This window comes from Nioella ostreopsis (assembly GCF_004000255.1).
In the GTDB taxonomy this organism is placed as follows: domain Bacteria; phylum Pseudomonadota; class Alphaproteobacteria; order Rhodobacterales; family Rhodobacteraceae; genus Nioella; species Nioella ostreopsis.
Genome location: NZ_RCIQ01000010.1, coordinates 108316 through 132776 on the forward strand (window position 1 = coordinate 108316; position 24461 = coordinate 132776).

Annotated in this window: 21 protein-coding genes and 2 pseudogenes; 7 read left to right on the forward strand and 16 right to left on the reverse strand. The window is 65.7% G+C overall.

The window, feature by feature from the left end; genetic code table 11:
- Position 1: 1 nt before the first annotated feature.
- From hutG to hutI, 3 genes are read right to left on the reverse strand one after another with little or no spacing between them, the layout of a single operon-like run.
- Complete coding sequence (hutG, locus tag EP237_RS12110) at positions 2 to 796, reverse strand: N-formylglutamate deformylase (protein ID WP_127561158.1); 795 nt, start codon at positions 794 to 796, stop codon at positions 2 to 4.
- Entirely contained in the window at positions 793 to 2319 is a 1527-nt protein-coding gene (gene hutH / locus EP237_RS12115) for a histidine ammonia-lyase (protein WP_127561159.1), read from the reverse strand. Before hutH ends, hutG begins: the two co-directional genes overlap by 4 nt.
- Positions 2316 to 3497 (reverse strand): imidazolonepropionase, encoded by a 1182-nt coding sequence (gene hutI, locus EP237_RS12120; RefSeq protein ID WP_240661614.1) that lies wholly within the window; start codon positions 3495 to 3497, stop codon positions 2316 to 2318. The genes hutH and hutI overlap by 4 nt, the downstream gene beginning before the upstream one ends.
- Positions 3498 to 3576: 79 nt before the next feature.
- On the opposite strand from hutI, the gene EP237_RS12125 reads away from it, so the two are divergent.
- The 5 genes from EP237_RS12125 (at position 3577) to EP237_RS12145 (ending at position 9047) form a co-directional block, all read left to right on the forward strand.
- Positions 3577 to 4938 (forward strand): formimidoylglutamate deiminase, encoded by a 1362-nt coding sequence (locus EP237_RS12125; RefSeq protein WP_127561161.1) that lies wholly within the window; start codon positions 3577 to 3579, stop codon positions 4936 to 4938.
- Entirely contained in the window at positions 4935 to 5636 is a 702-nt protein-coding gene (locus tag EP237_RS12130) for a GntR family transcriptional regulator (protein ID WP_127561162.1), read from the forward strand. Before EP237_RS12125 ends, EP237_RS12130 begins: the two co-directional genes overlap by 4 nt.
- Before the next feature lie 69 nt (positions 5637 to 5705).
- On the forward strand, positions 5706 to 7403 hold the full coding sequence (locus EP237_RS12135) for a hypothetical protein (RefSeq protein WP_240661615.1): 1698 nt from the start codon (positions 5706 to 5708) through the stop codon (positions 7401 to 7403).
- Positions 7400 to 8026, forward strand: a complete 627-nt coding sequence (locus EP237_RS12140; RefSeq protein ID WP_127561163.1) for a DUF3726 domain-containing protein — start codon at positions 7400 to 7402, stop codon at positions 8024 to 8026. Before EP237_RS12135 ends, EP237_RS12140 begins: the two co-directional genes overlap by 4 nt.
- A gap of 10 nt (positions 8027 to 8036) precedes the next feature.
- Complete coding sequence (locus EP237_RS12145; protein WP_127561164.1) at positions 8037 to 9047, forward strand: Ldh family oxidoreductase; 1011 nt, start codon at positions 8037 to 8039, stop codon at positions 9045 to 9047.
- A 117-nt stretch (positions 9048 to 9164) separates the two neighbouring features.
- Here the strand turns inward: EP237_RS12145 and hpaD are convergent, their stop codons facing one another.
- From hpaD to EP237_RS12185, 8 genes are all read right to left on the reverse strand, one after another.
- Positions 9165 to 10019 (reverse strand): 3,4-dihydroxyphenylacetate 2,3-dioxygenase, encoded by an 855-nt coding sequence (gene hpaD, locus EP237_RS12150; protein WP_127561165.1) that lies wholly within the window; start codon positions 10017 to 10019, stop codon positions 9165 to 9167.
- 17 nt (positions 10020 to 10036) lie between these two features.
- Positions 10037 to 11548, reverse strand: coding sequence for a 5-carboxymethyl-2-hydroxymuconate semialdehyde dehydrogenase (gene hpaE, locus EP237_RS12155; protein WP_127561166.1), 1512 nt, complete (start codon positions 11546 to 11548; stop codon positions 10037 to 10039).
- The gene (locus EP237_RS12160) at positions 11545 to 11937 is read right to left on the reverse strand and encodes a 5-carboxymethyl-2-hydroxymuconate Delta-isomerase (RefSeq protein ID WP_127561167.1); all 393 of its coding nucleotides are present in this window, start codon (positions 11935 to 11937) and stop codon (positions 11545 to 11547) included. The genes hpaE and EP237_RS12160 overlap by 4 nt, the downstream gene beginning before the upstream one ends.
- Positions 11938 to 12101: 164 nt before the next feature.
- Positions 12102 to 13328 (reverse strand): Tm-1-like ATP-binding domain-containing protein, encoded by a 1227-nt coding sequence (locus EP237_RS12165; protein WP_127561168.1) that lies wholly within the window; start codon positions 13326 to 13328, stop codon positions 12102 to 12104.
- 11 nt (positions 13329 to 13339) lie between these two features.
- Complete coding sequence (locus EP237_RS12170) at positions 13340 to 14824, reverse strand: aldehyde dehydrogenase family protein (protein ID WP_127561169.1); 1485 nt, start codon at positions 14822 to 14824, stop codon at positions 13340 to 13342.
- 3 nt (positions 14825 to 14827) lie between these two features.
- Positions 14828 to 16345 (reverse strand): tripartite tricarboxylate transporter permease, encoded by a 1518-nt coding sequence (locus EP237_RS12175; protein WP_127561170.1) that lies wholly within the window; start codon positions 16343 to 16345, stop codon positions 14828 to 14830.
- A 9-nt stretch (positions 16346 to 16354) separates the two neighbouring features.
- Complete coding sequence (locus EP237_RS12180) at positions 16355 to 16894, reverse strand: tripartite tricarboxylate transporter TctB family protein (RefSeq protein ID WP_127561171.1); 540 nt, start codon at positions 16892 to 16894, stop codon at positions 16355 to 16357.
- 68 nt (positions 16895 to 16962) lie between these two features.
- Positions 16963 to 17904, reverse strand: coding sequence for a tripartite tricarboxylate transporter substrate-binding protein (locus EP237_RS12185; RefSeq protein ID WP_127561172.1), 942 nt, complete (start codon positions 17902 to 17904; stop codon positions 16963 to 16965).
- A 124-nt stretch (positions 17905 to 18028) separates the two neighbouring features.
- Here EP237_RS12185 and EP237_RS12190 point away from each other — a divergent pair, with 124 nt between their 5' ends.
- Both EP237_RS12190 and EP237_RS12195 read left to right on the forward strand, forming a co-directional pair.
- The gene (locus EP237_RS12190; protein WP_127561173.1) at positions 18029 to 18823 is read left to right on the forward strand and encodes an IclR family transcriptional regulator; all 795 of its coding nucleotides are present in this window, start codon (positions 18029 to 18031) and stop codon (positions 18821 to 18823) included.
- The gene (locus EP237_RS12195; protein ID WP_127561174.1) at positions 18820 to 20169 is read left to right on the forward strand and encodes an aspartate aminotransferase family protein; all 1350 of its coding nucleotides are present in this window, start codon (positions 18820 to 18822) and stop codon (positions 20167 to 20169) included. The genes EP237_RS12190 and EP237_RS12195 overlap by 4 nt, the downstream gene beginning before the upstream one ends.
- 188 nt (positions 20170 to 20357) lie before the next feature.
- Here EP237_RS12195 and hpaR read toward each other — a convergent pair whose 3' ends face one another.
- The 5 genes and pseudogenes from hpaR to EP237_RS12220 all read right to left on the reverse strand — a co-directional run bounded on the left by hpaR (position 20358) and on the right by EP237_RS12220 (position 24334).
- Positions 20358 to 20813: a homoprotocatechuate degradation operon regulator HpaR gene (gene hpaR / locus EP237_RS12200; protein ID WP_127561175.1), complete on the reverse strand. Its 456-nt coding sequence runs from the start codon at positions 20811 to 20813 to the stop codon at positions 20358 to 20360.
- Positions 20814 to 20859: 46 nt separating this feature from the next.
- On the reverse strand, positions 20860 to 21798 hold the full coding sequence (locus tag EP237_RS12205) for an aminotransferase class IV (protein ID WP_127561176.1): 939 nt from the start codon (positions 21796 to 21798) through the stop codon (positions 20860 to 20862).
- Between the two features lie 310 nt (positions 21799 to 22108).
- Positions 22109 to 22258 (reverse strand): annotated as a pseudogene (locus tag EP237_RS12210) (IS481 family transposase); the annotation flags it as partial.
- A gap of 153 nt (positions 22259 to 22411) precedes the next feature.
- Positions 22412 to 23506: an IS630 family transposase gene (locus EP237_RS12215; protein ID WP_127561177.1), complete on the reverse strand. Its 1095-nt coding sequence runs from the start codon at positions 23504 to 23506 to the stop codon at positions 22412 to 22414.
- A 68-nt stretch (positions 23507 to 23574) separates the two neighbouring features.
- Positions 23575 to 24334, reverse strand: a pseudogene (locus EP237_RS12220) (IS5 family transposase).
- Positions 24335 to 24461: the final 127 nt, after the last annotated feature.

A 24461-nucleotide genomic window follows, 5' to 3' on the forward strand; every position in this document is an offset into this window, starting at 1 on the left:
GTCAGCCCTTCAGCTTTGGGGCCAGGTCGGCCAGGGTTGTCAGGATGCGGGACAGATGCGGGCGCAGGCGGTCGGCCTTTTCGGGGGCGTAGGCCCAACCGGCGGTCTCGTCGACAAGATGCGTCGACTGCGCCAGTTCCATCTGGATGGCGTGGAAGCCCTGATCGGGGTGGCCATAGTGGCGGGTCGTCCAGCCGCCCTTGAAGCGGCCGTTCAGCACCTGGGTATAGCCGGTCGCCTCGGCGCAGATCCCGCGGACGGCGGCCTCGATCTCGGGCGCGCAGGTGGTGCCGCTGTTCGTGCCGATGTTGAAATCGGGCAAGAGCCCCTCGAAAAGATGCGGGATCACCGACCGGATCGAGTGGCAATCATAGAGGATCGCCACGCCGTGGATGGCCCGCACCCGCTCCATCTCCGCCTGCAGGGCGGCGTGATAGGGGGTGTGGAACGCCTCCCGCCGTGCCGCTATATCCGCCTCGCGCGGCGGATCGGCCCAGATCGCAGCGCCGTCGAAATCCGTGAGCGGCACGAGGCCGGTGGTGTTCTGCCCCGGATAAAGGCTCGCGCCGGAAGGATCGCGATTGGCGTCGACAACGTAGCGATGAAACGTGGCGCGCACGGTGGTCACGCCGGGCAGCAGCCCGTCATAGAGCCGATGGATATGCCAGTCGGTATCCGACAGCTCCCGCCCGCGGGCGTTCAACCGCGAATGGATCTCATCGGGCACGAAGGTGCCGGTATGGGGCAGGCCCAGAATGACGGGGCGGTCGCCCTGTTGAACTTCAACCGGGGTCATGCCACGCCCTCCAGTTCCGGCAGGTCCAGCCCCTCGCACAAAGCGCCGGAAGCCACCATTTCGCCCGCCGCTTCCAGATCGGGCGCGAGGTAGCGGTCTTCGCGGATCGTGGGCACACGTGACCGCAACCGGGCCAGCACGCCCTGCAATGCGAGGCTTGTCTGCAAGGGCGCGCGAAACTCCACGCCCTGCGCGGCGCACATCGCCTCGACGCCCAAGATCCGCGAGAGGTTCAGGTTCATGCGGGCCAGCCGCCGCGCGCCATGGGCGGCCATGCTGACATGGTCCTCCTGGTTGGCACTCGTGGGGGTGGAATCCGTCGAACACGGGTTCGCCAGGTGCTTGTTCTCGCTCATCAAGGCCGCCGTCGTGACCTCGGCGATCATGAGGCCGGAGTTCAGGCCCGGCGCGGGCGTCAGGAAGGGCGGCAGGTCGAAACTCAAGGTCGGATCCACCATCAGCGCCACGCGGCGCTGTGCAATCGCCCCGATCTCCGACAGGGCAATCGCGATCATGTCGGCGGCAAACCCCACCGGCTCCGCATGGAAATTCCCGCCCGAGACGATCCGACCCTCACCAAGCAGCACGAGCGGATTGTCCGTCACCGCATTGGCCTCGATCCGCAGCGTGCCAGCGGCCATGCGCAGAAGGTCCAGCGCGGCCCCCGTCACCTGCGGCTGGCAGCGGATGCAATAGGGATCCTGCACGCGGGTATCGCCCTCGCGGTGACTTTCGCGGATCTCGGAGCCCTCCATCAGCTCCCGCATCGCGGCGGCTACTTCGATCTGGCCGGGCTGACCGCGCAGGGCGTGGATCTCGGCCAAAAGCGGCGCGGTGGAGCCCATGATCGCATCGGTCGAGAGCGACGAGACCGTGATCGCCGCGCGCAGGTTGGCCCAGGCGGTGAAGAGCCCCACCAAGGCGCAGGCTGTCGAAAACTGGGTGCCGTTGATCAGCGCCAAGCCTTCCTTGGGGCCGAAACTCACCGGATCAAGCCCCACGCGGGCCAGCGCCTCGCCCCCCGGCAAGGTCTGGCCGTCGAAGACCGCCTCGCCCTCGCCCATCATCGCCAGGGCCATGTGGGCCAGCGGCGCAAGGTCGCCCGAGGCGCCGACCGATCCCTGTTCGGGGATGACCGGGGTGACGCCCTTGGCGAGCATCCCCTCGATGAGCCGCACCGTGGCAGGCGCCACGCCAGACGCGCCACGACCCAGAGACAGGAGTTTCAGCGCCATCATCAGCCGCGCGGTGTCCTCCTCCAGCGGTTTGCCGACGCCACAAGCATGGCTACGGATGAGGTTCCTCTGCAGCGCCGCCGTATCCCCGGCCGCGATCTTGATCGAAGCAAGCTTGCCGAAGCCGGTGTTGATCCCGTAGACCGGATCCTCCCCGGCGGCGGCCTTTTGTACCTCGGCATGGGCGGCCTCGATGGCAGGGTAAGCCGCCGGGTCTAGCGCCGGGGTCGCCCCGCGCCACACCGCCTCCAGCTGCCTCAGCGTCGCCGCGCCCGGGGTCAGGATCATGCCACGACCTCCCCGCCGATCCAGCGTTCCGCCAGGGGATTGAAGCCGAAGCGATAAGCCAGTTCCGCCGGTTGTTTCACATCCCAGACCGCCAGATCCGCGCGCTTTCCGGCGGCAATCTGCCCGCAATCGATGAGCCCGAGCGCCTTGGCCGCGTTCACCGTCACGCCCCTCAACGCCTCCTCCGGGGTCAGGCGGAAGAGCGTGCAGCCCATGTTCACGGCCAGAAGCAGCGAGAACATGGGCGACGATCCGGGGTTTGCGTCGGTCGCCAGCGCCATCGGCACGCCATGGGCGCGGAAGGCGGCGACGGGCGGCATCTGCGTTTCATGCAGCGTATAGAACGCGCCCGGCAGCAGCACGGCGACGGTGCCCGCCTCGGCCATCGCCCGCGCATCGGCCTCGGTCGCGTATTCCACGTGATCCGACGACAGCCCGCCATATCGCGCCACCAGCTCCGTTCCGCCCAGATGCGAGAGCTGTTCGGCATGGAGCTTCACCGGCAGGCCGAGCGCCTTCGCCACCTCGAACACCCGCTCGATCTGCGCGGGCGTGAAGGCAATCCCCTCGCAGAAGCCATCGACCGCATCGACCAGCCCTTCCGCATGGGCCTGATGCAGCGCGGGAATGCAGACCTCGTCGATATAGGCCTCCGGCTCGGCCCCCGGCGGCACCGCATGGGCGGCGAGGAAACTTGTCACGATCCTCACCGGGCGGTGCTGTTCCAGCGCCCGCGCCGCGCGCAGCATGTTGAGTTCGGCCTCGATGGTCAGGCCGTAGCCCGACTTCACCTCGACCACGCTGACACCCTCGGACAAGAGCGCATCCAGACGCGGCAGGGCCAGCGCAACCAGCTCCTCGACGCTCGCCGCACGGGTGGCGGTGACCGTCGAAAGGATCCCCCCGCCTTCGCGCGCGATCTGCTCGTAACTCGCCCCCTGCAGGCGCAATTCGAACTCCCGCGCACGGTCGCCCGCGTGAACCAGATGGGTGTGGCAGTCGATCAGCGCGGGTGTGATCAGCCGCCCGCCCATGTCGCGCGTCTCGGCCTCTGGCGCCTCGGCGCGCGGCCCGACCCAGGCCACCCGGTCGCCCTCCAGCAGCACCGCCCCGTCGGGGATCAGCCCGTAAGGCGCGCCCTCGCCCATCGTGGCCACCGTCGCGTTCACCAGAAGCATGATCGACTCATTTCGCTTGATTAATCCCTGCGTGAAAGGATTATGTATGCACATATTCGAGTCAAGCAGGGATTTGACCATGGAACATGTCTGGGCCGAAACCGCGCTGACCCCCGATGGCTGGCAGCAGAACGTGCTGGTCACGCTGGAGGAGGGCCGCATCGTCAGCGTCACGCCGGGTGCCGCGCCGCAGGGCACGCGGGTGGGGTGCCTTCTGCCCGCCCCGGCCAACGCCCATTCCCACGCCTTCCAGCGCGCCATGGCCGGGCTGACCGAGCGCCGCGGCCCCGACCCAAGCGACAGTTTCTGGACCTGGCGGCAACTGATGTTCCGCTTCCTCGACCGGATCACGCCCGAACAGGTGCAGGCGATTGCCGCTTTCGTACAGATGGAAATGCTGGAGGCAGGCTATGCCACCAATGTGGAATTTCACTATCTGCACCACCAGCCCGGCGGCGTGCCCTATGCGCGGCTCTCCGAACTCAGCGACAGGATCACGGCAGCGGCGGATCTGTCGGGCATCGGTTTGACGCTGCTTCCGGTCTTCTACCAGACCGGCGGGCTGGACGGACGCGGGCTGACCTCGGGCCAGCAGCGCTTCGGCAACGACGCTGACCGCTTCGCACGGCTGGCACAAGACGCCCGCGCGCAGATTGCTGATGGTCCCGCCGACTGGGGCTTCGGGATCGCTCCCCATTCGCTGCGTGCCGCCCCGGCAGACGCCCTGCGCGAGGTGATCGGGCTGGCCAGCGGCGGGCCGATCCACATGCACCTCGCCGAACAGAAGGCCGAGGTGGAGGAGGTTCTGGCCGCCACCGGCAAACGGCCCGTCGAATGGGTGCTGGACACGCTCACCCCCGAGCAACACTGGCATTTCATCCACTGCACGCAGATGGAGCCGCACGAAACCAAGGGGCTCGCCCGGTCCGGTGCCACGGCCGTGCTTTGCCCGCTGACCGAGGCCAGCCTCGGGGACGGTATTTTCGACGGGGTCAGATGGATGAACGCAGGCGGGCGCATCGCCATAGGGTCCGACAGCAATATCCGTATCGCGCTGGCTGAGGAGCTGCGCCAGCTCGACACTAGCCAGCGCCTGCGCGACCATTCCCGCGCGGCCCTCGCCACGCCGGACCACTCCACCGGGCGCAGGTTGTTCGAGGCCGTCAACTCGGGCGGTGCAGGCGCGGCCGGGCGGCAGACCGGGGCGCTTGCCGCCGGGACCTGGGCCGATATGCTCACGCTCGACACCAGCCACCCGGACCTTGAGGGCATGACCGGCGACACGATCCTCGACAGCTACATCTTCGCGGGCGACGACCGCATGGTGCGCGACGTCTGGTCGGCGGGACGTCACATGGTGCGCGAGGGCCGCCATATCCACCGCGACGCCATCGAAGCAGCCTACAGGGCAGCGGTTAAAGACCTTCGGGCCGCCACATGAGCGACACCAATACATGGCAGGGCGTGCAGGACGAGGTGCGTCGCCGCATCCGCGCCCGCCAATGGAAGCCCGGCGACCTGATCCCGAACGAGGCCGACCTCGCCACCGAATTCGGCTGTGCACGGACCACCGTGAACCGGGCGCTTCGGGAACTGGCCGGGGCGGGACTTGTGGAACGCCGCCGCAAATCGGGGACGCGCGTGGCGCTGCACCCGGTCGGCAAGGCGGTCATCGAGATCCCGGTCATCCGGCAGGAGATTGAAGCGGGCGGCCAGCGCTACGGCTATGCTCTGCTGACCCAAGGCATCCTGCGCCCCCCCGCGCGCGTTGCCTATGCGCTCGGGCTTGGCGAAGCCGCCCGCACCCTGCATCTTTCTGCAATCCACCTGGCCGACGGTGCCCCCTATGTTCTGGAAGATCGCTGGATCAACCTTGCCGCCGTACCTCAGGCGGAACACCATGATTTCAGCCGCAAAAGCGCCAATGAATGGCTACTGGAAACGGTCCCGGTCGCACGGGGCGAACTGGCGATCTCGGCGCAGCCCTGCGGCCCGGACGAGGCCCGCGCACTGGATGTCGCCGAAGGCACTCCGCTTCTGACGCTGGAACGCAGCACGTGGGGCCTTGACGCGCCGGTGACATTCGTCAGGCTCTGGCACATGCCAGGGCACCGGATCGTGTCGCCTATCGCAGGGTAAGATGTCGGATGCGCGTTTGACCTTGCCCGCCGCGGCCGCCAAGCTGCACCGGGGTTGGAGGACAGCGCGATGACCGAACACGCAGACATGAAAGACTTCAGCGCATGCGCCTTGCGCCCGCCGGAACAGGTGATGCGGCTGGCGCGTCTGGGGTCGTTGCACCAATGCAGGCTCAGTTTCATGCGGCAGCTCACCCGCAGGCTTTCCAGCGAGGGCTGGCGGTTTTCGCGGGCCGCGTTCGAAATCGACGACAGGGGCGTCGGTCACGCGGTCTATTGCGCGAAAGGCCCCGAACGAACCTATTCTCTGGTCGCCTTCGCCCATGATCTGCCCGACCACCTGCGGTCCGACCGGGTGATCGCCGAGGCCTGGGACGCGACATTCGCTCTGTTTGACGGGGTGCCCGACCGGGACGATATCGCCAGGCTGTCCCGAAATGTGCCGGTGCAGGAGGCAGGTCGCATAAGTGAAAGTGAACTCTCCCTTTCACGGGCCAATCGGTCCGTCAGGCTGTGGACACATGTGGTGGACCGACTGGCCACAGGGCAGCAGCCCGACCCGGATGTGATCACCGAGGTGGGCTATTTGATGCGCACGACGGCTGTTTACGGCTCTGGCAAGTTCGGCGCTGCCGACCGCGAGGTGATCGCCGACCGCCCCGAGATGGCGGCACCTTTCCAGGCGGAAATGCTGTCGGTCTACCTGACCCGCTGGTTCGTGCGCGACATGGTCGAACACATGGCCCGGGTGCAGGGCGGCGAGAATGCCGTGGCGCTGGACCCCGCCCTTGCGCGCCGCCTCGGCATCGGCAACTCCACCGGGCTTGGCATGGCGCCGTTTCTGGTCAATCACCCGATGCTGGTGAACAACTGGATACTGGTGCGCGAAACGGCACTGGCGCGGGTGCGCGCCCTGCCCTCCGCCACGGCGTCGGAGATTGCGCTGTTCCGCGATCTTCTGACCAGAAGTGCCAAGGCGGTTCAGCGCTGGCGAACCGAACACCCGATTCAACTGGCGAGACTTGCGGCTCTTCGGGCCGATCTGGCACGCGTGCTGCCGCATGTCGCGGAAGGGCTCGACGCCGATCATCCGTGGGACACGCTCCTTACATGGGCCGAAGGGTCCTTGTCGCTTGAGGGGCAGGAATTGCTGGTCTCGCTGATGCTTGAACCCTATGGCGACATCATCGACGGGCTAGGCCCCTGCATGGCTGCCGTGGAACAGGCCGGGTTCCGCATTGATGGCTCCATGCCCCTGCATCAGGTCAAGACCCTGATCGAACAGCAGTTTCCATGGGCGCTGGAAACGGACTGGACCGCCCCGGAGGCCACCGCGCGGGCCTGGTACGTGTCCGAGGAAAAGCTCGAACCCCGGCTCGGGCAGCGACACGAGGAGCCGATTGCGCCCTATGAACAACCCCTTGCACCGGGGCGCGACGCGGCCCTGTTGCATGCGGATCTGGGCGACTGGCCCGGCGACACCCCGCTGGCCGCCTTCCTTCTGAAACACCCCGAACACCGCCACAGCGCCCGTCGTGTCCAGATCGCCGCCAAGGCCCCCTATGGAGAGATCCGCGACAACACCATCGGGGCGGATATGCTGCCCATCGACATGCTGCGCGCAAAGCTGTCCTTCTTCGGCGCGACCAGCTTCGATCCCCGGTCCGACCGTTGGATCCGCATCACCATGTTCGCAGGCGCGCCGTACCCGCCCGAGCTGACCGAGGATAACGCCGATTTCTGGGTCTACCCAGAGGCCGGCGCATGAGCCTATCCCTCAACGAGACCGAAAGCCTTGCCAAGACGGCGGCAAAGGGCGCGGGGTTGTGCTGGGGCATGGCAGAGGAGGCCGCGAAGGCCACCCGCTGGCTTTGCGCGCGCGGCATAGACGCCTGTGATCCGCTGGTCGCGCTGCTTTTCCGCCATGACGAGGAGGGCCATGCACAGACCGGGCCGGAGCGGCTGGATGGCGACTGGCACGGGGCTGAGGGCTGGCTTTGCCCGGTTGCCTGCGGGGCGGCCCTGTCGGACCTCGGCAAAGCCGCTTCCTTGCCGCTGACCCTGACCCGCGTCGCCCTGCCCGTCTTCCTTCTGCCCTTCGCGGCCTCCATCGCCCGGGAATTTGAGCAGCCAGTGACCCTGAGCTGGGATAGCGGCCAGGCGGTCGCAGATGGCGACGCCGTCGCCCTCGATGCCCCGCCACCGCCGATGTCGGACGTAGTCCTGACCCTTGGTGGACCTTTGCTGGCGGAAACGCCCAGACACAGCCGCGCCGAAACCGACCAGATGATCCTGGTCTCGCTCGGCATCTACGCCGCCCGCACCCGCGCGCCCGCGACCGAGGCCTCGCGCCTTGCCGGGGCCGGGGCGGGCCTGACAGACAATGATTGAGGAGAGAGAGATGTCAGACACCCGCACCATGACCCTGGACGAGATCGAGGATCTCTCTTTCCGTGCCCTTGTGGCCGCTGGCACCAGCCCCGAGAATGCCCGACCGCTGGCCATCGCCACCGCCGCGACCGAGGCCGACGGGGTGGCGAGCCACGGCCTCGCCTATATCCCGATCTACGCGGAACATGTGCAATGCGGGAAGGTGGACGGGCAAGCCAAACCCGTCATGGACATCCCCCGCCCCGGCGTGATCACCGTCGATGCGGCGACCGGGTTTGCCCATGCGGCCATCGACATGGGCTTCGGCGAATTGATCCCGCTGGCCCGCGAACAGGGCATCGCGGCGCTGGCCGTCCGCAACAGCTATAATTGTGGCGTTCTGGGCTATCACACCACCCGACTGGCCGAGGCCGGGCTGGTCGGTTTGGGCTTTACCAATGCGCCCGCGTCGATTGCGCCTTCGGGCGGGTCGAAACCGGTGGTCGGCACCAACCCGTTCTCTCTTGCCGTGCCGGGGCCGGATGGTCAGCCCGCCATCATGATCGACCAGTCGGCCAGCACCATTGCGAAAAGCGAGGTCATGAAACATGCGCGTGAAGGCAAGCCGATCCCGGTCGGGTGGGCGCTGGATGCGGACGGCAACCCGACGACCGACCCCGAGGTCGGGCTGAAAGGGTCCATGGCGCCATCGGGCGGCTACAAGGGGGTTGGCGTGGCACTGCTGGTGGAAACCATGGCGGCGGCGCTGGCGGGCGCGACGCTTGGCAAGGATGCCTCGCCCTTTTCCGGCACCGCGGGCGGGCCGCCCAAGACCGGCCAGTTCTTCATTGCCATCGACCCCGGCGCGACATCTGGCGGCGGCTTTGCCGAGCGGATTGCGGCGCTCACCGACGCCATCCATGCACAGGACGGCGCCCGCCTGCCCGGGGATGGGCGCAAATCCAAGCGGATCAGGGCGGCCTCCGAGGGTGTTGCGGTCAGCACGGCGACATTGGCGCGGATTGAAGCTCTGTTGGGATGACACATAGGCTGGAAAACTCTTCCAGAAGAGTTTTTCCAGCCTCAGTTCTGGCAGAATTTTCCGGAAAATTCTGTTTCACAGCCTGCGAAGGATTTTCTGGAAAATCCTTCTTGGCGGTCAGCGTACAGGAAAGATCACATTGGTCTGACCAGTGCCGGAGCTTGGGAAGTACTCCGTCACCACCTCGCAGGGCTTGTCATAGCTGTCCCAACCAAGCGCCCCGTAGAGCATGGCCGTGTCATGCATGGACCCTTCCCCGCAGCAGAATTGCGCATAGTCCGGCAGCATCTTCAGGAATGTCGCGTGATCACCCCGCTGCCATATGTCCAGCACATGCAGATCCATCTGGCGGTTGAACTCGGAGCTGATGGTAAAGGTGCCGTTATTGGCGGCATAGTCCCTGTTGGCCCAGATCTTGTGGCTGAGCGAGCCCGACGCGACCAGCAGCACCTTGCTGTCGGAGGCCTCGACCGCGGCGCGAATGGCCTCGCCCACGACGCGGCTTTCCTGGTGGTCATGCACCGTGCACCAAGCCGCAACCGAGACAACTTTCATCTCGTGCTCCCGGTTCATGAAACGCATCGGCACCAGCGTGCCGTATTCCAGTTCCAGGCTGTCGAGGTGATGGGCCAGCGTATGAACGCCGCGGGCCGAGGCCTCTGCCGCGATCGCATCGCCGAGCGCGGGGTTTCCGTCATAGCCATAGGGCAGGTTCTGGATGAACTGCGGAAACTCGTTCGAGGTAAAGAGCCCCTCGAAGCGGGCATTCGCGTTGATGTGGAAGCCCGCGTTGATCACCCAATGGGTGTCGCAGATCACCACAGTGTCGGCCCCGAGCGCCCGGGCGCGCCGCGCAATCTCCCGATGGCCGTCGATGGCGGCCTGCCGTTTGCCCTTTATGGGCCCGTCCTGCTCGGACATGAGCATGGTGGGCACATGGGTCATCTTGGCGGCGAGAACGATCTCTCCCATCTCTTTTCCTCCCCCTCTCACGCTCCAAGGCGCGGAATGTGGTGCTGGCCGGTGGCGAGGCCAATATGCTTTTGTTCCATGTAGAACTCGAAGCTCCAGTCCCCGCCGTCGCGCCCGATGCCCGAGGCCTTCACGCCACCGAAGGGCGTCGGCAGGTGACGCACGTTTTCGGAGTTCACCCAGATCATCCCGGCCTCCAGCCGATCCGTGATCCGCAGGGCGCGGGTGATGTCATTGGTCCAGACATAGCCGGTCAGCCCGTAGGGAATGTCATTGGCGATCTGCAGCGCTTCGTCTTCATCCTTGAACCGGATCGCGGTCAGCACGGGGCCGAAGATTTCCTCCTGCGCGATGGCCATGTCATTGGTGGCCCGGGTGAAGAGCGTCGGTTGAACGAACCAGCCCAGATCGCCCGCCCGCTTGCCGCCAATGGCGATCTCGGCCCCCTCGGCGCGGGCCTTGTCGAAATAGGAACAGACCTTGTCGAAATGGGTCTTGTGGATGAGCGGGCCCACTTCGGTGGCCGGATCGAGCGGATTGCCCACCCGCAGGTTGCGCACCCGGGCGGCCAGCTTTTCAAGGAAGCCGTCGGCCACGCTGTCCTGGATCAGCAGCCGCGAGGACGAGGTGCAGCGCTCGCCATTGAGCGAATAGATCATGAAGATCACCGCATCGAGCGCGCGGTCGAGATCGGCATCCTCGAAGACCATCACGGGGTTCTTGCCCCCCAGTTCGAAATGCACGCGCTTGAGCGTATCCGCCCCCTGTTTCATGATCATCGAGCCGGTTCTGGATTCGCCCACGAAGGCGATGGCCCGGATGTCGGGGTGCTCGGTCAGCGCGCGGCCCGCATCCTCGCCAAAGCCGTTCACCAGGTTCCACACGCCCGGCGGCAGCCCCGCCTCTTCGGCGATCTCCATCAGGATGCGCGCGGTCACCGGGCTGAACTCGGCGGGCTTGTGCACCACGGTGCAGCCTGCGGCCAGTGCGGGCGCGATCTTCCAGGTGGACAGCATGAAGGGCGTGTTCCACGGCGTGATCACCCCCACGGGGCCGATGGGCACGCGGGTCGTGATGTTCATCAACGTGGGCGAGGGCAGCGCCTGCCCGTCGCGGGCCGAAGGCGCGCGGTCGGCGAAGAAGCGGAAGTTCTCGGCGCCACGAAGGGCCGCCTTCGACATGAACCGATAGGCTTGCCCCGTGTCCCAGCATTCGCAGAGCGCGATTTCCTCGGCCCGCGCGACGATGCCGTCGGCGATGCGGTGCAGGATGGCCTTGCGCTCGGTTGCGGGCAGGTCGCGCCAGGCGGGAAAGGCCGCCTTGGAAGCCTGCGCCGCCGCGTCCACATCCTCTGCCCCCGACCGCGCCACGCGGCAGATGAAGCTTTCGTCCACCGGCGAATGATTGTCGAAACTGGCGCCCGAGGCGGCGGGCCGAGCCTCGCCGCCGATCTGGTTCAGAACGCCCGTGTCGCGGAACCGGGCGAGGTAGCCCGCAAGCTTGGCCTCATGGGTGGCAAGGTCCGTCATGGGCGCTCCTTCGGCAGATGGTCGCGGATCGTGCCCGTCTTGGGACTGAGATCGGGGTCGATGTCGCGCATCTCGAACGAGAGCGCGATGGAATGGATCGCCATGGCCGGCGCAAGGAACGCCTCGGCGGCGGCGAAGATATGGGCGGTGGCCGCGCGCTTGGCCTCATCCGACCGACCCGCGCGCAGGCGCAGGCTGATGTCGACATAGCCATGCTGCGGATCGCCGTCGGCAATGCTGACATGGGTGGCGCGGATGGCACGCACGCGAATACCGGGCATGGGCAGGATGCCGGTGTCGATGGCGGCCTGCCGGAGCACATCGCACAGCGCAGCCATGTCGGCGCGCTCCTCCATGTTGGGCGAATACTCGACGGTGATATGTGGCACTCTGGACTCCCGTTATTTACTTGCTTTGTTAAGCAAATACGTATGGGGAGTCAAGCCTGATCTGGTGCGCTCCCTCTGATCCGGGTGGGAAGCGGTTTCGAAACCGCTTAAACAAGGGCCTTCGAAGGCCCTTCCCCCGCCAGGATCAAACCGCGCGCATCGCGTCACGCCAGGCCGCGTACCCGCCAGCCATCGAAGATCTCAAGCGCCCTCGTGGCAAATGCCTCATCGTTGATATGGGCGTCGATCTCTTCCAGCCGCACATTGGCAGGGCAGCTTACACGCATCTCCTCGCAGAAGGCCGCGAGGCCTTCGGGATTGTGCAGGTCTGCACCCGGCCGGTCCCATTCGCCGCAGCCGCCAAGCGGCAACAGCAGCACGGTTTCGCCCCTGGCCTCCGCCAGTGCCCGGCCATGCGCGCGGGCGACCGCGCGCACCCCCTCGGCATCCAGCACCACCGAGGTGATGAGCCGGTTATGCGCATGACTCGGCAGGTCGGTCCATTTCTCGGGGATGCCGCGCCATCCGGCCAGGTCCACCAGGTCATAGCAGCCGGTCGAGACCAGCTGTGGGATGCCCGCGCGCCCCGCATTGGTCAGCCGGTCGGACCCCGCCGTTACGTCCGAGCCATGGGTGTGGTTGCCAAGTTCCTGCGTGCAGAAATCGAAGACGGCAGCAAAAGCGCCCTGCGCGGCGAGCGATTCAAACGCGCGTCCGCCCATGCCAGTGGCATGAAACACGGCGACCTCGTATCCGCGCGCCTCCAGTTCGGGCTTCAGGTAGACCATGTATCGCAGCGCCGATTTGCCAAGGCTGGTCATCCCAATGAGCGGCTTCGACCGGTCTGGCGCCTCTACCGCCCGCGCCGCCCCCAGAACCGCGCCCGCCGCCTGGCTGAGCGAGGATTTGCAGACCGAATTCAGCCCGTAAAGCCCCCCGGCCCAGAGGATCATCTGGATATCGGCGGGCAGGCGCTCGGCCGGGATCAGGGTGGAAAAGGCCACCGTCGAGACGATGTATTTCGGCACCCCAAGCGGCAGGGCGCTGCACAGGTCGAGCGCCAGGTCCGTGCCCATGGACCCGCCCAGAACCACCACCCCGTCGAACCGCCCTTCGGCCCATAGCTTCGCCGCCTGCGCCGCAGCCCCACGCGCCATGATCTGCATCGCGGTGTTCTCATCGCCCGCCGCTATCGCAGCCGCAATACTAGACCCGCCCGCCTCGGCGACGTCATGCTTGGAGATATCCGTGGGCTGCGAGGGATCGCCCAGAACCGAGACATCCATGGTCAGCACCCCACCCCCCTGCGCGCGGATGCGGTCAGCCATGTAGAGCAGCTCGTCGTCCTTGGTGTCGTAGGTGCCCACCACCAGAATGGTCTTGTCCGCCATCGTCCCCCCGCTCACAGCTGGATCCACGCCGTTTTCAGGTTTTCATATTTCGTCAGCGCATGCAGCGACTTGTCGCTTCCATTGCCGGATTGCCCAACGCCGCCAAGGGGCACGGTCAGGTCCGCCCCGCCATAGGTGTTCACATGCACCACGCCCGCGCGGATGGCCCGGATCATCCGATGCGCGCGGGACAGATCGCGCGTCCAGATGCCGGAGGAAAGGCCATAGTCGGTGCCATTGGCCAGCCGGACGGCCTCTTCCTCGGTCCTGAAGGGCGTCACCGCCAGAACCGGGCCGAAGACCTCGTTCTGCGCCAGCCGTGTGTCGGGCGCGACCCCTGCCATGACCGTGGGCGCCATGTAGGTGCCACCGGTGTCCGTCAGGACACGGCCACCGCCGGTCAGCCTCTGCGCGCCCTCCGCCTCGGCCTCTTCCACAAACCGCAGGTTCTGCGCAAGTTGCCGTTCCGAATGCACCGCGCCGATCTGGGTCTCCAGCGACAGCGGATCGCCCACCCGGAACGCCTCCGCCGCCGAGACCAGCGCCGCGACGAATTCGTCGTGGATGCTGTTCTCCACCAGCAGGCGCGAGGCCGCGACGCAGACCTGCCCCGCATTGCGGAAGATCCCCGCAGCGGAGACCTTGGCCGCAAGCGCCAGATCCGGCGCATCGGCGAAGACCACATTGGGCGATTTGCCCCCAAGCTCCAGGTAGCAGCGCTTGAGGTTGGACCGCGCCGCGTAATCCAAGAGCCGCCGCCCCGTCGCGCCCGAGCCGGTGAAGGCCAGCACGTCAACGCCCATGGAGAGGCCAAGCGCCTCGCCCACCACCGGGCCCTCGCCCGTCACCACGTTCAGCACCCCCGGAGGCAGCCCCGCCTCCAGTGCCAGCGCCGCGATGCACAGAAGCGTGAGCGAGGCCGTTTCCGCCGGTTTCAGCACCACGGAATTGCCCGCCGCGAGGGCAGGCGCCAGTTTCCATGCCCCGATCATCAGCGGGAAATTCCACGGCACGATGGCCCCCACCACGCCTACCGGCTCTCGGTGCACGAGGCCCAGAACGTTCTCAGCCGTCGGGGCGATTTCGCCATATTGCTTGTCGATGGCCTCGGCGTAATAACGGATCGTGGCCGCCGCCGACCCGGCTTCGGCCTTGTAGGCCATGGCGATTTCGGTGCCGTTCTCGCGCACGCCCATGACGGCCAGCGCCAGCGCCTCGGCCTCGATCAGTTCGGCCCATTTCAGCATGACCTTCTTCCGCGCGGCAGGGGGTTGGCGCGACCAGCGCCCGTCCTCGAACGCCTCGCGCGCGACCGCCACGGCCCGCGCCACATCCGCGCCCGTGCCCTTGGCCAGCGTGGTCAGCACGCGCCCGTCGATAGGGGAACTCGTCTCCATCACGCCCCCATCCGAGGCAGGCACCACCTGCCCCCCGATCAGATGCCCCTGTGCGGGAACCGGCTGCGCCCGCAGCGTGTCGATGCTGGCCTGATCCATGGCTTACCTCGTGTGGGAATCGTGAATGTCGTGGTCGGGCTCTTCCGCCCGCGCCCGGTGTTCCTTGACCAGCGTGCGGATATGCAGCCCGATCACCAGCAGGATCGCGCAGAAGAGGATGAAAGCGATCGGCCGGTCGATCATGTCCCAGGGCGTGCGGACGCGGGCCATGGCCGACCGAAGCTTCACCTCCATGATGCCGCCCAGAACCATGCCAAGGATGATCGGCACCACCGGCAGGTTGAGCCGCTTCAGGATCAGCCCCAGCACCCCGAAGGCGCTGGCAATCGCGCAATCGGTGAAGGAATTGCGCAGGCTGTAGACCCCCACGAAGCTGAGCGTCAGGATCACCACGCCCAGAAACCGCGTCGGCACCTGGATAATTTTCGTGAGCAGGTTGGTGGAAAACATCAGGAAGCCCAGAACGATCACGTTCAGCAGCAGCATCACGATATAGAGCGCCACCACGAAATCCATGTCGTTCTGGAAGAGCCCCGGCCCCGGCACCACGTTGTGCACGTAGAAAACCGACAGCATCATCGCGGTCAGTGCCTCGCCCGGAATGCCAAGCGCCAGAAGCGGGATCATGGCCGCACCCGGCACGGCATTGTTGGCGGCCTCCGAGGCAATCAGCCCCTCGGGGCTGCCCTTGCCGAACTCTTCGGGCGTCTTCGACGTGCGCCGCGCGTAGGTGTAGCTCAGGAACTGCGCCGTGAACTCGCCCACGCCGGGGATCATCCCCATCAACACGCCGAAGCCGGAGGACACGGTCGCCACCCGCTTGAAGCGAAAAAGCTCCTTCAGGCCGGAAAAGAGGCTCCCCTCCACCCGCTGCGCTTTGGGCGCGTCGTCCTTGTCGACCAGCAGCATGAAGGCCTGTGAGAGGGCGAAGAGCCCCAGCACAACCACGATCAGATCGACGCCCGAGGCCAGCCAGCTCTGATCGAAGGCGTAGCGGCGCGAATAGCGCACCGGCTCCAGCCCCACGGAATTGAGGAAGATGCCGAAACTGGCCAGCATTCCGGCGGCAAAGACCTGCCCGCGATGCGCCAGCACGACGAGGATGATACCCAGAAGCGCGGCGAGGAAGATCTCGCGGCTGCCGAACATGGGCGCGATCCAGGCCAGCACGGGCGACAAAAGGATCAGGCACAGGATCGACAGGATGCCCCCGAAGAAGGAGGCCGAATAGGCCAGCGATAATGCCCGCCGCGCCTGCCCCTTCTGCGTCATCGGATAGCCGTCATAGGTGGTCAGCGCGTTCACCGCCGTGCCGGGCGTGTTGATCAGGATCGCCGGGATCGCGCCGCCATACATGGACGAGCCGTAGATGCCCAGAAGCACAGTCAGCCCCACGATGGGATCGAAGCTGAAGGTCGCGGGCAGCAGGATGGCAATGGCCACCGCCGCGCCTACGCCGGGAATGGCGCCGATGATGACGCCCCCGATGGAGCCCACCAGGAGCGCCAGAAGCACGTCGAGCCGGGCAAGTGTGCCGAGGCTGGAAAGAAGAAGATCCATCGCGGGGCCTCAGAACCAGGTCAGCATGAAGGTGGACAGGCCATCGGGCAGATGATGATAGAGCTGCCCGCCCGGCAGCCGCACCTGCAGGGCTGTTCGAAAGAGCAGCACGATCCCCAGCCCCGTCGCCAGCGCGGCCGCGATCATGCGCCCGTCGCGGTAGCCCATGCGGATGGTCAGCGCCCCCATGAAGAGAAGCGTCGCCAGCAAGTAGCCCGCCCACGGCACCAGCCAGACATAGGCCAGGAACCAGCCCACGAATTCCAGCGCCCGAACCCAGGCCAGCACCTCGGGCCAGCGCCCGGGGATACGGTCAGAGGCCAGCGAGCCCAGGAAATGCAGCGCGCCGAACAGGACCATGCCGAAGACACCCACCGCAGGCCAGAACCGGGGCTGCGCGAAAAGATGCTGACCGTTGGCCCAGACGGTCTGGGTCTGCAGCTGGCTGGCAAGCCAGGTGGCGAACAGCAGGAAGACCGTGGCGAAGACGAGATCGCCCGGCCGCCGATAGCGCTTGAACATCTGCTGGAGTGTCTGAAACCGATCCATCCGGCCTGCCCCGATCTTTCGAGAAAAATCGCAGGCCGGACCCCGAAAGCCCCGGCCTGCGCAGAAGATCAGTCGAGCATGCCCGAAATCGTGCCGAGCGTCTCGATATCGGCCTCGATCTGTGCCGTCGCCGCGGCCGCATCCTGCCAGTAAACCAGCGCGCCGGTCTCCGCCGCCAGCGCCTGCGCCCGCTCGCTCATCACCGTGGCCTGTGCCACTTCCGCGATCCGGTCGCGCACCTCCTGCGGAGTGTCGCGATGCACGAAGAGCCCGTTCCACAGCGCCACGTTCAGCGAGGGGTCAAGCTCCGCCACCGTGGGGGCGTCGGGCGTCAGGCTGATCCGCTCCGCCCCGATCGAGGCCAGCACGGTCACGCTGTCCAGGCATGGCAGGATTAGTTGCAGCGTGGTGTTGATCACATCCGCATCGCCCGAGGCCAGCGTGTTGCAATCCAGCGCATCGAAGGCCGCGTCCGAGGCGAAGCTGAAGCCTTGCGAGGCCGCCAGCGCCATCGTCACCCGCGTCGGCACCAGTGGCGCACCGAAATGGCCAAGCGTCACGTCATTGTCCTGCGCATGGGCCGCCAGTTCCTCCATCGTGGAATAGGGCGCATCGGCGCTCGCTGCGATCACGAAAGGATAGGTCAGGAAGATGCCCACGGGTTCGAACGGGTCGGGGCTGAGCTCTGGAATGCCCAGGTTCGGCCCCACGGTCGGGATCGCGATGATGAAGGAGCCGATGGTGTAGCCATCCGCCGGTGCCGTCGCCACGGAAATCGCGCCCGGGAACGGCCCGCCGCCGCCGCCCGGCCGGTTCACCACCGCCGCAGGCACGCCGTAAGCCTCTTGGAAATCTTCCGCGATCATCCGCGTCAGCACGTCCTCCAGATCGCCCGGCGGCCAGGGCACCACGAATTCCACCGGGCGTTCGGGGTAATCCGCCGCCGCCAGCCCGCCCAGGGCCACCGTCGCCAGGGCCGCCGCGCAGACGGTCTTGAGCATTCTGTTCATGTTGCACTCCCTGATGTATTGGTTCATTATATAAACCTATGGTTCAAAAACAGCTTGCATTGCGAACCAATCCCCGTCAATCCTTTTTGCAAGGCGCGGCCCGCACCGCGCGACAGGAGGCCCCATGTCCACGATCGCAAAGGCGATGGAATTGCTGGATTTCTTCTCGCTCGACCGGCCCGAGATCGGGCTGAGCGATTTCCACCGACTCGCCCGCCGCGACAAGGCAACGACCTTCCGCCACCTCTCGGCGCTCGAATCGGCGGGGCTTCTGGAACAGAACCCGACCACTCGCGCCTACCGCATCGGCCCCGCCGTCCTGCGCCTTGCCCATATGCGCGAGGTGACGCTGCCGCGCCGCGCGGGCCTGCGCGTGGCCCTGCCCCGGCTGGCCGAGGCCACCGGCGAAACCGCCCATGCCTCGCTGCTCGACGCGACCGGGCTGACCACGCTCGCCCATCACGAGGCACCCCAGTATTCGGCCCGCGTGGTGCTGCACGAACCCCGCCTACCCCTGCACGCGACCGCCTCGGGCATCGCCGCGCTCGCCTTCGGCGGGGGCGATCTGATGGCCCGGGCGCTGGCCGCCATGCCCGCCTATACCGAAACCACCGCCCGCAGCCCCGAGGAGCTCGCCGCCGCCGTCGCCCGCGCCCGCGCGGCGGGCATCGCCATGTCGGACCAGACCTTCGAGACCGGCGTCACCGGCTTCGCCGCGCCGCTTTTCGACAGCTCCAGCATCGCCGGGGCCGTGGCCGTGGCGGCCGTGTCCTCGCGCGTCACGCCGGAGCTTCAGACCATCATCCTCACCGAACTCATCAAGGCAGCCCGGACCATCAGCGCCAACTGGGGCGGCACCATCCCGCCCGCGCTGGCCGCCGCATGGGCCGCCCAAGCCGGACCGGAGACCGCGCCATGAAAGATTCCAACTTCCTCAAGGAAATGAACGCCCGCCACCTGTGGCACCCGATGGCCCATCCCGCCGACAGCCTGGCCCACCCGCCACGCATCATCACCGGGGCCGAGGGCGTGCGCATCCGCGACATCGACGGGCACGAAACCATCGACGCCGTGGGGGGCCTGTGGAACGTGAACCTCGGCTTCTCCTGCCAGCCGGTGAAGGACGCCATCGCGCGGCAATTGGACGTGCTGCCCTATTATTCCACCTTCCGGGGCACCTCGAACGACGCGGTGATCGAGCTGTCCGTGATGCTGGCCGAGTTCTTCGCCCCCGACGGGCTGTCCCGCGCCTTCTTCACCTCGGGCGGGTCGGACAGCGTGGAAACAGCGCTGCGCCTCGCGCGGCAATATCACAAGGTCCGGGGCGAGCCCGCGCGCACCAAGTTCCTCAGCCTCAAGAAGGGCTATCACGGCACCCATTTCGGCGGCGCCTCCGTGAATGGCAACGCCAATTTCCGCACACAGTACGAGCCGCTCCTGCCCGGCTGCTTCCACATCCCGGCCCCCTACCCCTACCGCAATCCGTTCGGGGAAACCGACCCCGCGCGCCTTGCCGCCCTCTGCGCGGCGGCGCTCGAGGACGAGATCGCCTTCCAGGGCGCAGGCACCATCGCCGCCTTCATCATGGAGCCGATCCTGGGTGCGGGCGGCGTCATCGTCCCGCACGAAAGCTTCATGCCCCAGGTGCGCGAGATCTGCGACCGTCACGGCATCCTGCTCATCGCCGACGAGGTCATCACCGCCTTCGGGCGCAGCGGCGACTGGACCGGCAGCCGCCACTGGGGCGTGCGACCCGACATGATGTGCACCGCCAAGGCGATCACCAACGGCTATTTCCCCTTCGGCGCGGTGATGCTGTCGGACACGGTCGCCGAGGTCTTCGAGCAAGACGCCACCGGCGCCGCCGCCATCGGCCATGGCTACACCTATTCCGGCCACCCCGTCGGCGCGGCGGCGGCCATCGCCTGCCTTCACGAAACCATCCGCCTCGATGTCCCCGCCAACGCCGCCGCCCGCGGCGCGCAGCTCTTCGCGGGGGTGCAGAAGCTCATGGACCGCCACCAGATGATCGGCGACGTGCGCGGCGGCCACGGGCTCATGACCGCAATCGAAGTGGTCTCGGACCGCGCCACCAGGGCCCCCGACAAGGCGATGCCCGCCAAGGTGCAGGAGGTGGCCTATGATCACGGCGCCATGGTTCGTGTCTCGGGGCCCAACATCATCATGTCGCCGCCGCTCATCCTGACCGAGGCGGATGTCGACACGATCCTTGCCGCCCTCGACGCGGGCTTCCGATCGCTCTGAAGGTCTTCTTCTTGGCGCCAAATACTCCCGCCGGAGGCATCCCTCGGCAGACACCTGCCCCGCCCCCTGTCACGGGGCACAGCCCTCTCGGATCGTCCGTGGCAACGCGGGCCGACGATCCCTCCCGCAAGGGAGGGTGAGGAGGCTCGCTCCCGGGTCGGCGCCGAAGGCGGCGAAACCGCTCCCGGTCAGTCCGCCATCCCGTGCAGCTCTTCCAGCAGGTCAAGCAGCTCTTCCATCCGCTCGGCCCCATAGCGCGCGGTCAGCGCGGCGAAAATCGCCTCGGCCTGCGGCAGGTGCGTACGGATCAGCCCGCGCCCCTTGTCGGTCACGCTGACGATGGACTTGCGCCGGTCACCCGGGTCCGAGGCGCGGGTCAGCAGCCCCTCGCCCTCCATCGTCTTCAAAATCCGCGTCAGGCTCGACAGAAGCAGGCAGGCCCGCGCCGCCAGCGCCGTCTGCTCCATCGGACCTTCCTCGTCCAGAACCCGCAGCACGCGCCACTTCTGCTCATTGATGCCGCTTTGCGCCAGCATCTCCCGGATCGGGCCCATCACGGTTTCGCGCGCGCGCAACAGGGCAATCGGCAGCGATCGGCTGGTCCGGCGAATTTCGGGGCGATTTGAACGGTCGGAACGTGTCATGGGTCCAGTTACCCCGGTTTTCCCTCAAGGCTCAAGCCGCATGACGTCACAGGGCAATGCCTTTGCGCTCGGCCACATGTGCCGCGATGGCCGCCTTGTACAGCGCCCGGATGCGCGCCGTGACCGGTCTTTCGCCAGACCCGATGGGTTTTCCATCAATCGAGGCGACCGGCGTCTGTGCCCCGAAGGTGCCGGTCAGGAAGGCCTCATCGGCGCCATAGGCTTCGTAAAGCGAGTAATTCTTCTCGCGCACCGGGATGCCATTGGCACGGCACAGGTCGATCACCTTCTGACGCGTCACCCCGTTCATGCAATAGTCGCCCGTCGAGGTCCAAACCTCGCCTTTCCTGACGATGAAGAAATTGCAGGCATTGGTGGTGTTCACGAAGCCATGCGGGTCGAGCATCAGCGCCTCATCCGCCCCGGCAGCTTCAGCCTGCAAGCAGGCGATGACGCAATTCAGCTTGGAATGACTGTTGAACTTGGCATCCTGGCTATGCGGCAGCCCCCTCACCTGCGGCACGGTTGCCAGCCGGATCCCTGACGATTGCAGACGGTCCACCGGTTTCGAATGCTCCATGATGATCACCAGCGTCGGCCCCGAGCGGCTGAGCGAGGGGTGCTGAAACGGTTTCACCTTCACACCTCGGGTCAGCATCAGACGGCAATGCACATCGGTGGTCATCCCGTTGGCCTCCGCCGTCAGACGCAGCGCCTCCGCAATCCCGGCCCGATCCATGCCGGGATCAAGGCTGACGGCTTTGCAGCTGTCGAAGAAGCGGTCCATATGCTCGTCGAAAAAGGCCCAGACCCCATCGTAAAGCCGCATCCCCTCCCACATGCCATCCCCCAGCATGAAGCCGGAATCATAGACCGAGACCTTGGCCTCATCCCGATGGACGATCTCTCCATTTACATAGATCCCGATATCGAGGTTGCGGAGATCCTCTTTGGCGTCGTGGGTGGTTGCGTGTTTGTTTGTCATTCTGCTTTTGCCTGTGTTTTTTTGGCACTGTGTCGTCATAGGGTCTCGGCTGGCGTGGATTGGCAAGGCTGTTTCAGGTTTGGCGTGCTTCGGCGGCTTTGTCCGGAGCGCAAAACACCGCCCTCGGGCGGCGTGTAAGAATCTGATGTATGGTGATTTTTTTGTTTCGGGAGGGCGCAACAGACGATCTCTGCGCGCGGGGTCCCAGAACGCAAACGCCCGCCCTTAGGCGGCGTGTAAGCATATGACATTGCATTAGATTTTTGGTTGCGGGGGCGCGCAGCCGCCGCCTCTTGCCCATAGCGCATTGCTAGGTGTTCAGTCCCGGCATTTGGTGGATCGGATCGACGATGAATCTGTCTGGCTCTGAAGTCCAGACCTTGCAGACGTATTCGTATGGCGTGAGGCAATTCATCGTCTTGAGCCTGCGTGCGAAATTGTAGGCGGCGAGGAAGTCTGCCGATGCCGCACTGACTGTTGCCCCGTTGATGCTCGGCGAATATCACGCCACGTTCCTCACTGTTGAGGCGCTCGCTTCGTCTGTCCATCGCAACATCCTATGCCCTGCGGGCTGCAGGTGTTGCACTTGAAACTTGAGCCTAGTCATCCGAATCTAAAGTTCGGCACATAGGTTTTGCTGTGTCCGCTGGCAGAACCGCTTGACGGATGCGAGGATTTCGTCAGCTGATTTGACCCATCGGTATGGCTTTGGATTCTCGTTATGCGCCTCGATGAAGGCGGTAATGTCAGCCTCCAGTTCGGCGGTAGATCGGTGGACTCCCCGTTGCAGTTGCTTGCGTGTCAACTCGGCGAACCAACGCTCCACCTGGTTGATCCAGCTGGCCGAGGTGGGGGTGAAATGCACATGCCAGTGCGGGCGGCGCGCCAGCCACGCCTTGACGCGCGGCGTTTTGTGCGTGGCATAGTTGTCCATCACCAGATGCACCTCCGGCCCGTTCGGCATGGCCGCGTCGATCTTCTTGAGGAAGTCGAGGAACTCGGTCGCCCGATGCCGTTTGTAGCATTTGCCGATCACCGCCCCCGTGGCGATGTCGAGCGCGGCAAACAGCGAGGTCGTGCCGTGTCGAATGTATGTGTGAGTTCTGCGTTCGGCGACACCCGGCGCCATCGGCAGCACCGGCTGTTCGCGGTCCAGCGCCTGGATCTGCGATTTTTCATCTACACACAGCACGATAGCCCGGTTCGGCGGCGCCATGTAAAGGCCGACGATGTCCTGCACCTTGTCGACGAACAGCGGATCGGTCGAGAGTTTGAACGTCTCGCTCCGATGCGGCTGAAGGCCGAAGGCGGCCCAGATGCGCCGGACTGTCGTATGCGACAGGCCCGTTGCTGCGGCCATCGATCGGATCGACCAATGGGTGGCATCCTTCGGCGTGCTGTTCAACGTGCGTTCGATTACCGCGGCAACCTGATCGTCCGATACAGTGCGTGGCCGACCGGGGCGGTATTCGTCGGTCAAACCCTCGATCCGGTCCTTCACAAACCGCCTGCGCCACTTGCCAACAGTGTGCTCATGCACCCCGAGCCGCGCACCAACCTCCTTGCTTTGAAGCCCTTCCGCGCAGAGCAAGATCATCCTGCACCGGTCCGAGAGCGACCGTGCCGCCTTGTGTCGCCGAACCTGTGCTTCAAGGAAGGCGCGTTCCTCCTCGCATAGAACGACTTCGTCTGCCAAACGCCCCACCATCGCATCATCTCCCGATATACATCAGGTCAATGATACGAATTACAGTTCCAGGTGACTAGGGTCAGGATTCATAACCAATAGATGACGGTCGCGGCCAGAGCAATGGCTGAGAGGAAGACCTTGGGGCATCGGTCATAGCGGGTCGCGACGCACCTCCAATCCTTGAGCCTGCCGAACATGATCTCGATACGGTTGCGGCGTTTGTATCTCCGCTTGTCGTATTTGACCGGCGTCTTGCGTTTTTTTTGCGGCCCGGGATGCAGGCGCGTATCCCTTTGTCCTGTAACGCTTCTCTGAACCAGTCAGCATCATAGCCACGATCCCCGAGCAGCCATTTGACGTTTGGCAGGCCGCTCAGCAGGGCCCGTGCGCCGATGTAATCGCTCACCTGTCCGGCGGTAACGAACAGGTCGATTGGTCGCCCCTGACTGTCGCAGATGGCGTGCAGCTTGGTGTTCATGCCGCCTTTGGTCCGACCGATCAGGCGGCCACGCCCCCCTTTTTCGCGGCCATGCTGGTCGCTGTCCGGTGGGCCTTCAGATATGTCGCGTCGATCATCACGGTCGTCTTCTCACCGTGTTCCGCCGCCAGCCCGGCCATCATTCGCGCGAAGATGCCCTTTTCGCTCCAACGCTTCCAGCGGCTGTAGAGCGTTTTATGAGGGCCATATTCCCGCGGCGCATCCCGCCAGCGCAAGCGATTACGATTGATGAAGATAATCCCACTCAAAACCCGTCTGTCATCGACCCTTGGCTTGCCGTGCGACTTCGGGAAGAGAGGCGCAAGTTTGCCCATCTGTTCCTCGGTCAGCCAGAAAAAATCACTCATGTCACCGCTCCTTTTCGGAGCCGTGAATCATGCAGCGCGACCGAAATCAATGCATCCTGACCCTAGGCCGCCAGGCTGAAGGCGCTGGAGGGCGAAACCGACCTGCCCGGCTCAAGCTGGTTTCCTT

Bases quoted from the DNA above. Each gene is read 5' to 3' on its own strand.
- EP237_RS12145 (WP_127561164.1), top strand. From the start codon at position 8,037: ATGTCAGACACCCGCACCATGACCCTGGACGAGATCGAGGATCTCTCT.
- EP237_RS12140 (WP_127561163.1), top strand. From the start codon at position 7,400: ATGAGCCTATCCCTCAACGAGACCGAAAGCCTTGCCAAGACGGCGGCA.
- hpaD (WP_127561165.1), bottom strand. From the start codon at position 10,019: ATGGGAGAGATCGTTCTCGCCGCCAAGATGACCCATGTGCCCACCATG.
- EP237_RS12165 (WP_127561168.1), bottom strand. From the start codon at position 13,328: ATGGCGGACAAGACCATTCTGGTGGTGGGCACCTACGACACCAAGGAC.
- hutG (WP_127561158.1), bottom strand. From the start codon at position 796: ATGACCCCGGTTGAAGTTCAACAGGGCGACCGCCCCGTCATTCTGGGC.
- EP237_RS12180 (WP_127561171.1), bottom strand. From the start codon at position 16,894: ATGGATCGGTTTCAGACACTCCAGCAGATGTTCAAGCGCTATCGGCGG.
- EP237_RS12130 (WP_127561162.1), top strand. From the start codon at position 4,935: ATGAGCGACACCAATACATGGCAGGGCGTGCAGGACGAGGTGCGTCGC.
- EP237_RS12170 (WP_127561169.1), bottom strand. From the start codon at position 14,824: ATGGATCAGGCCAGCATCGACACGCTGCGGGCGCAGCCGGTTCCCGCA.
- EP237_RS12125 (WP_127561161.1), top strand. From the start codon at position 3,577: ATGGAACATGTCTGGGCCGAAACCGCGCTGACCCCCGATGGCTGGCAG.
- EP237_RS12205 (WP_127561176.1), bottom strand. From the start codon at position 21,798: ATGACAAACAAACACGCAACCACCCACGACGCCAAAGAGGATCTCCGC.
- EP237_RS12135 (WP_240661615.1), top strand. From the start codon at position 5,706: ATGACCGAACACGCAGACATGAAAGACTTCAGCGCATGCGCCTTGCGC.
- EP237_RS12190 (WP_127561173.1), top strand. From the start codon at position 18,029: ATGTCCACGATCGCAAAGGCGATGGAATTGCTGGATTTCTTCTCGCTC.
- hpaE (WP_127561166.1), bottom strand. From the start codon at position 11,548: ATGACGGACCTTGCCACCCATGAGGCCAAGCTTGCGGGCTACCTCGCC.
- hutI (WP_240661614.1), bottom strand. From the start codon at position 3,497: ATGCTTCTGGTGAACGCGACGGTGGCCACGATGGGCGAGGGCGCGCCT.
- EP237_RS12175 (WP_127561170.1), bottom strand. From the start codon at position 16,345: ATGGATCTTCTTCTTTCCAGCCTCGGCACACTTGCCCGGCTCGACGTG.
- EP237_RS12185 (WP_127561172.1), bottom strand. From the start codon at position 17,904: ATGAACAGAATGCTCAAGACCGTCTGCGCGGCGGCCCTGGCGACGGTG.
- hpaR (WP_127561175.1), bottom strand. From the start codon at position 20,813: ATGACACGTTCCGACCGTTCAAATCGCCCCGAAATTCGCCGGACCAGC.
- EP237_RS12195 (WP_127561174.1), top strand. From the start codon at position 18,820: ATGAAAGATTCCAACTTCCTCAAGGAAATGAACGCCCGCCACCTGTGG.
- hutH (WP_127561159.1), bottom strand. From the start codon at position 2,319: ATGATCCTGACCCCGGGCGCGGCGACGCTGAGGCAGCTGGAGGCGGTG.
- EP237_RS12215 (WP_127561177.1), bottom strand. From the start codon at position 23,506: ATGGTGGGGCGTTTGGCAGACGAAGTCGTTCTATGCGAGGAGGAACGC.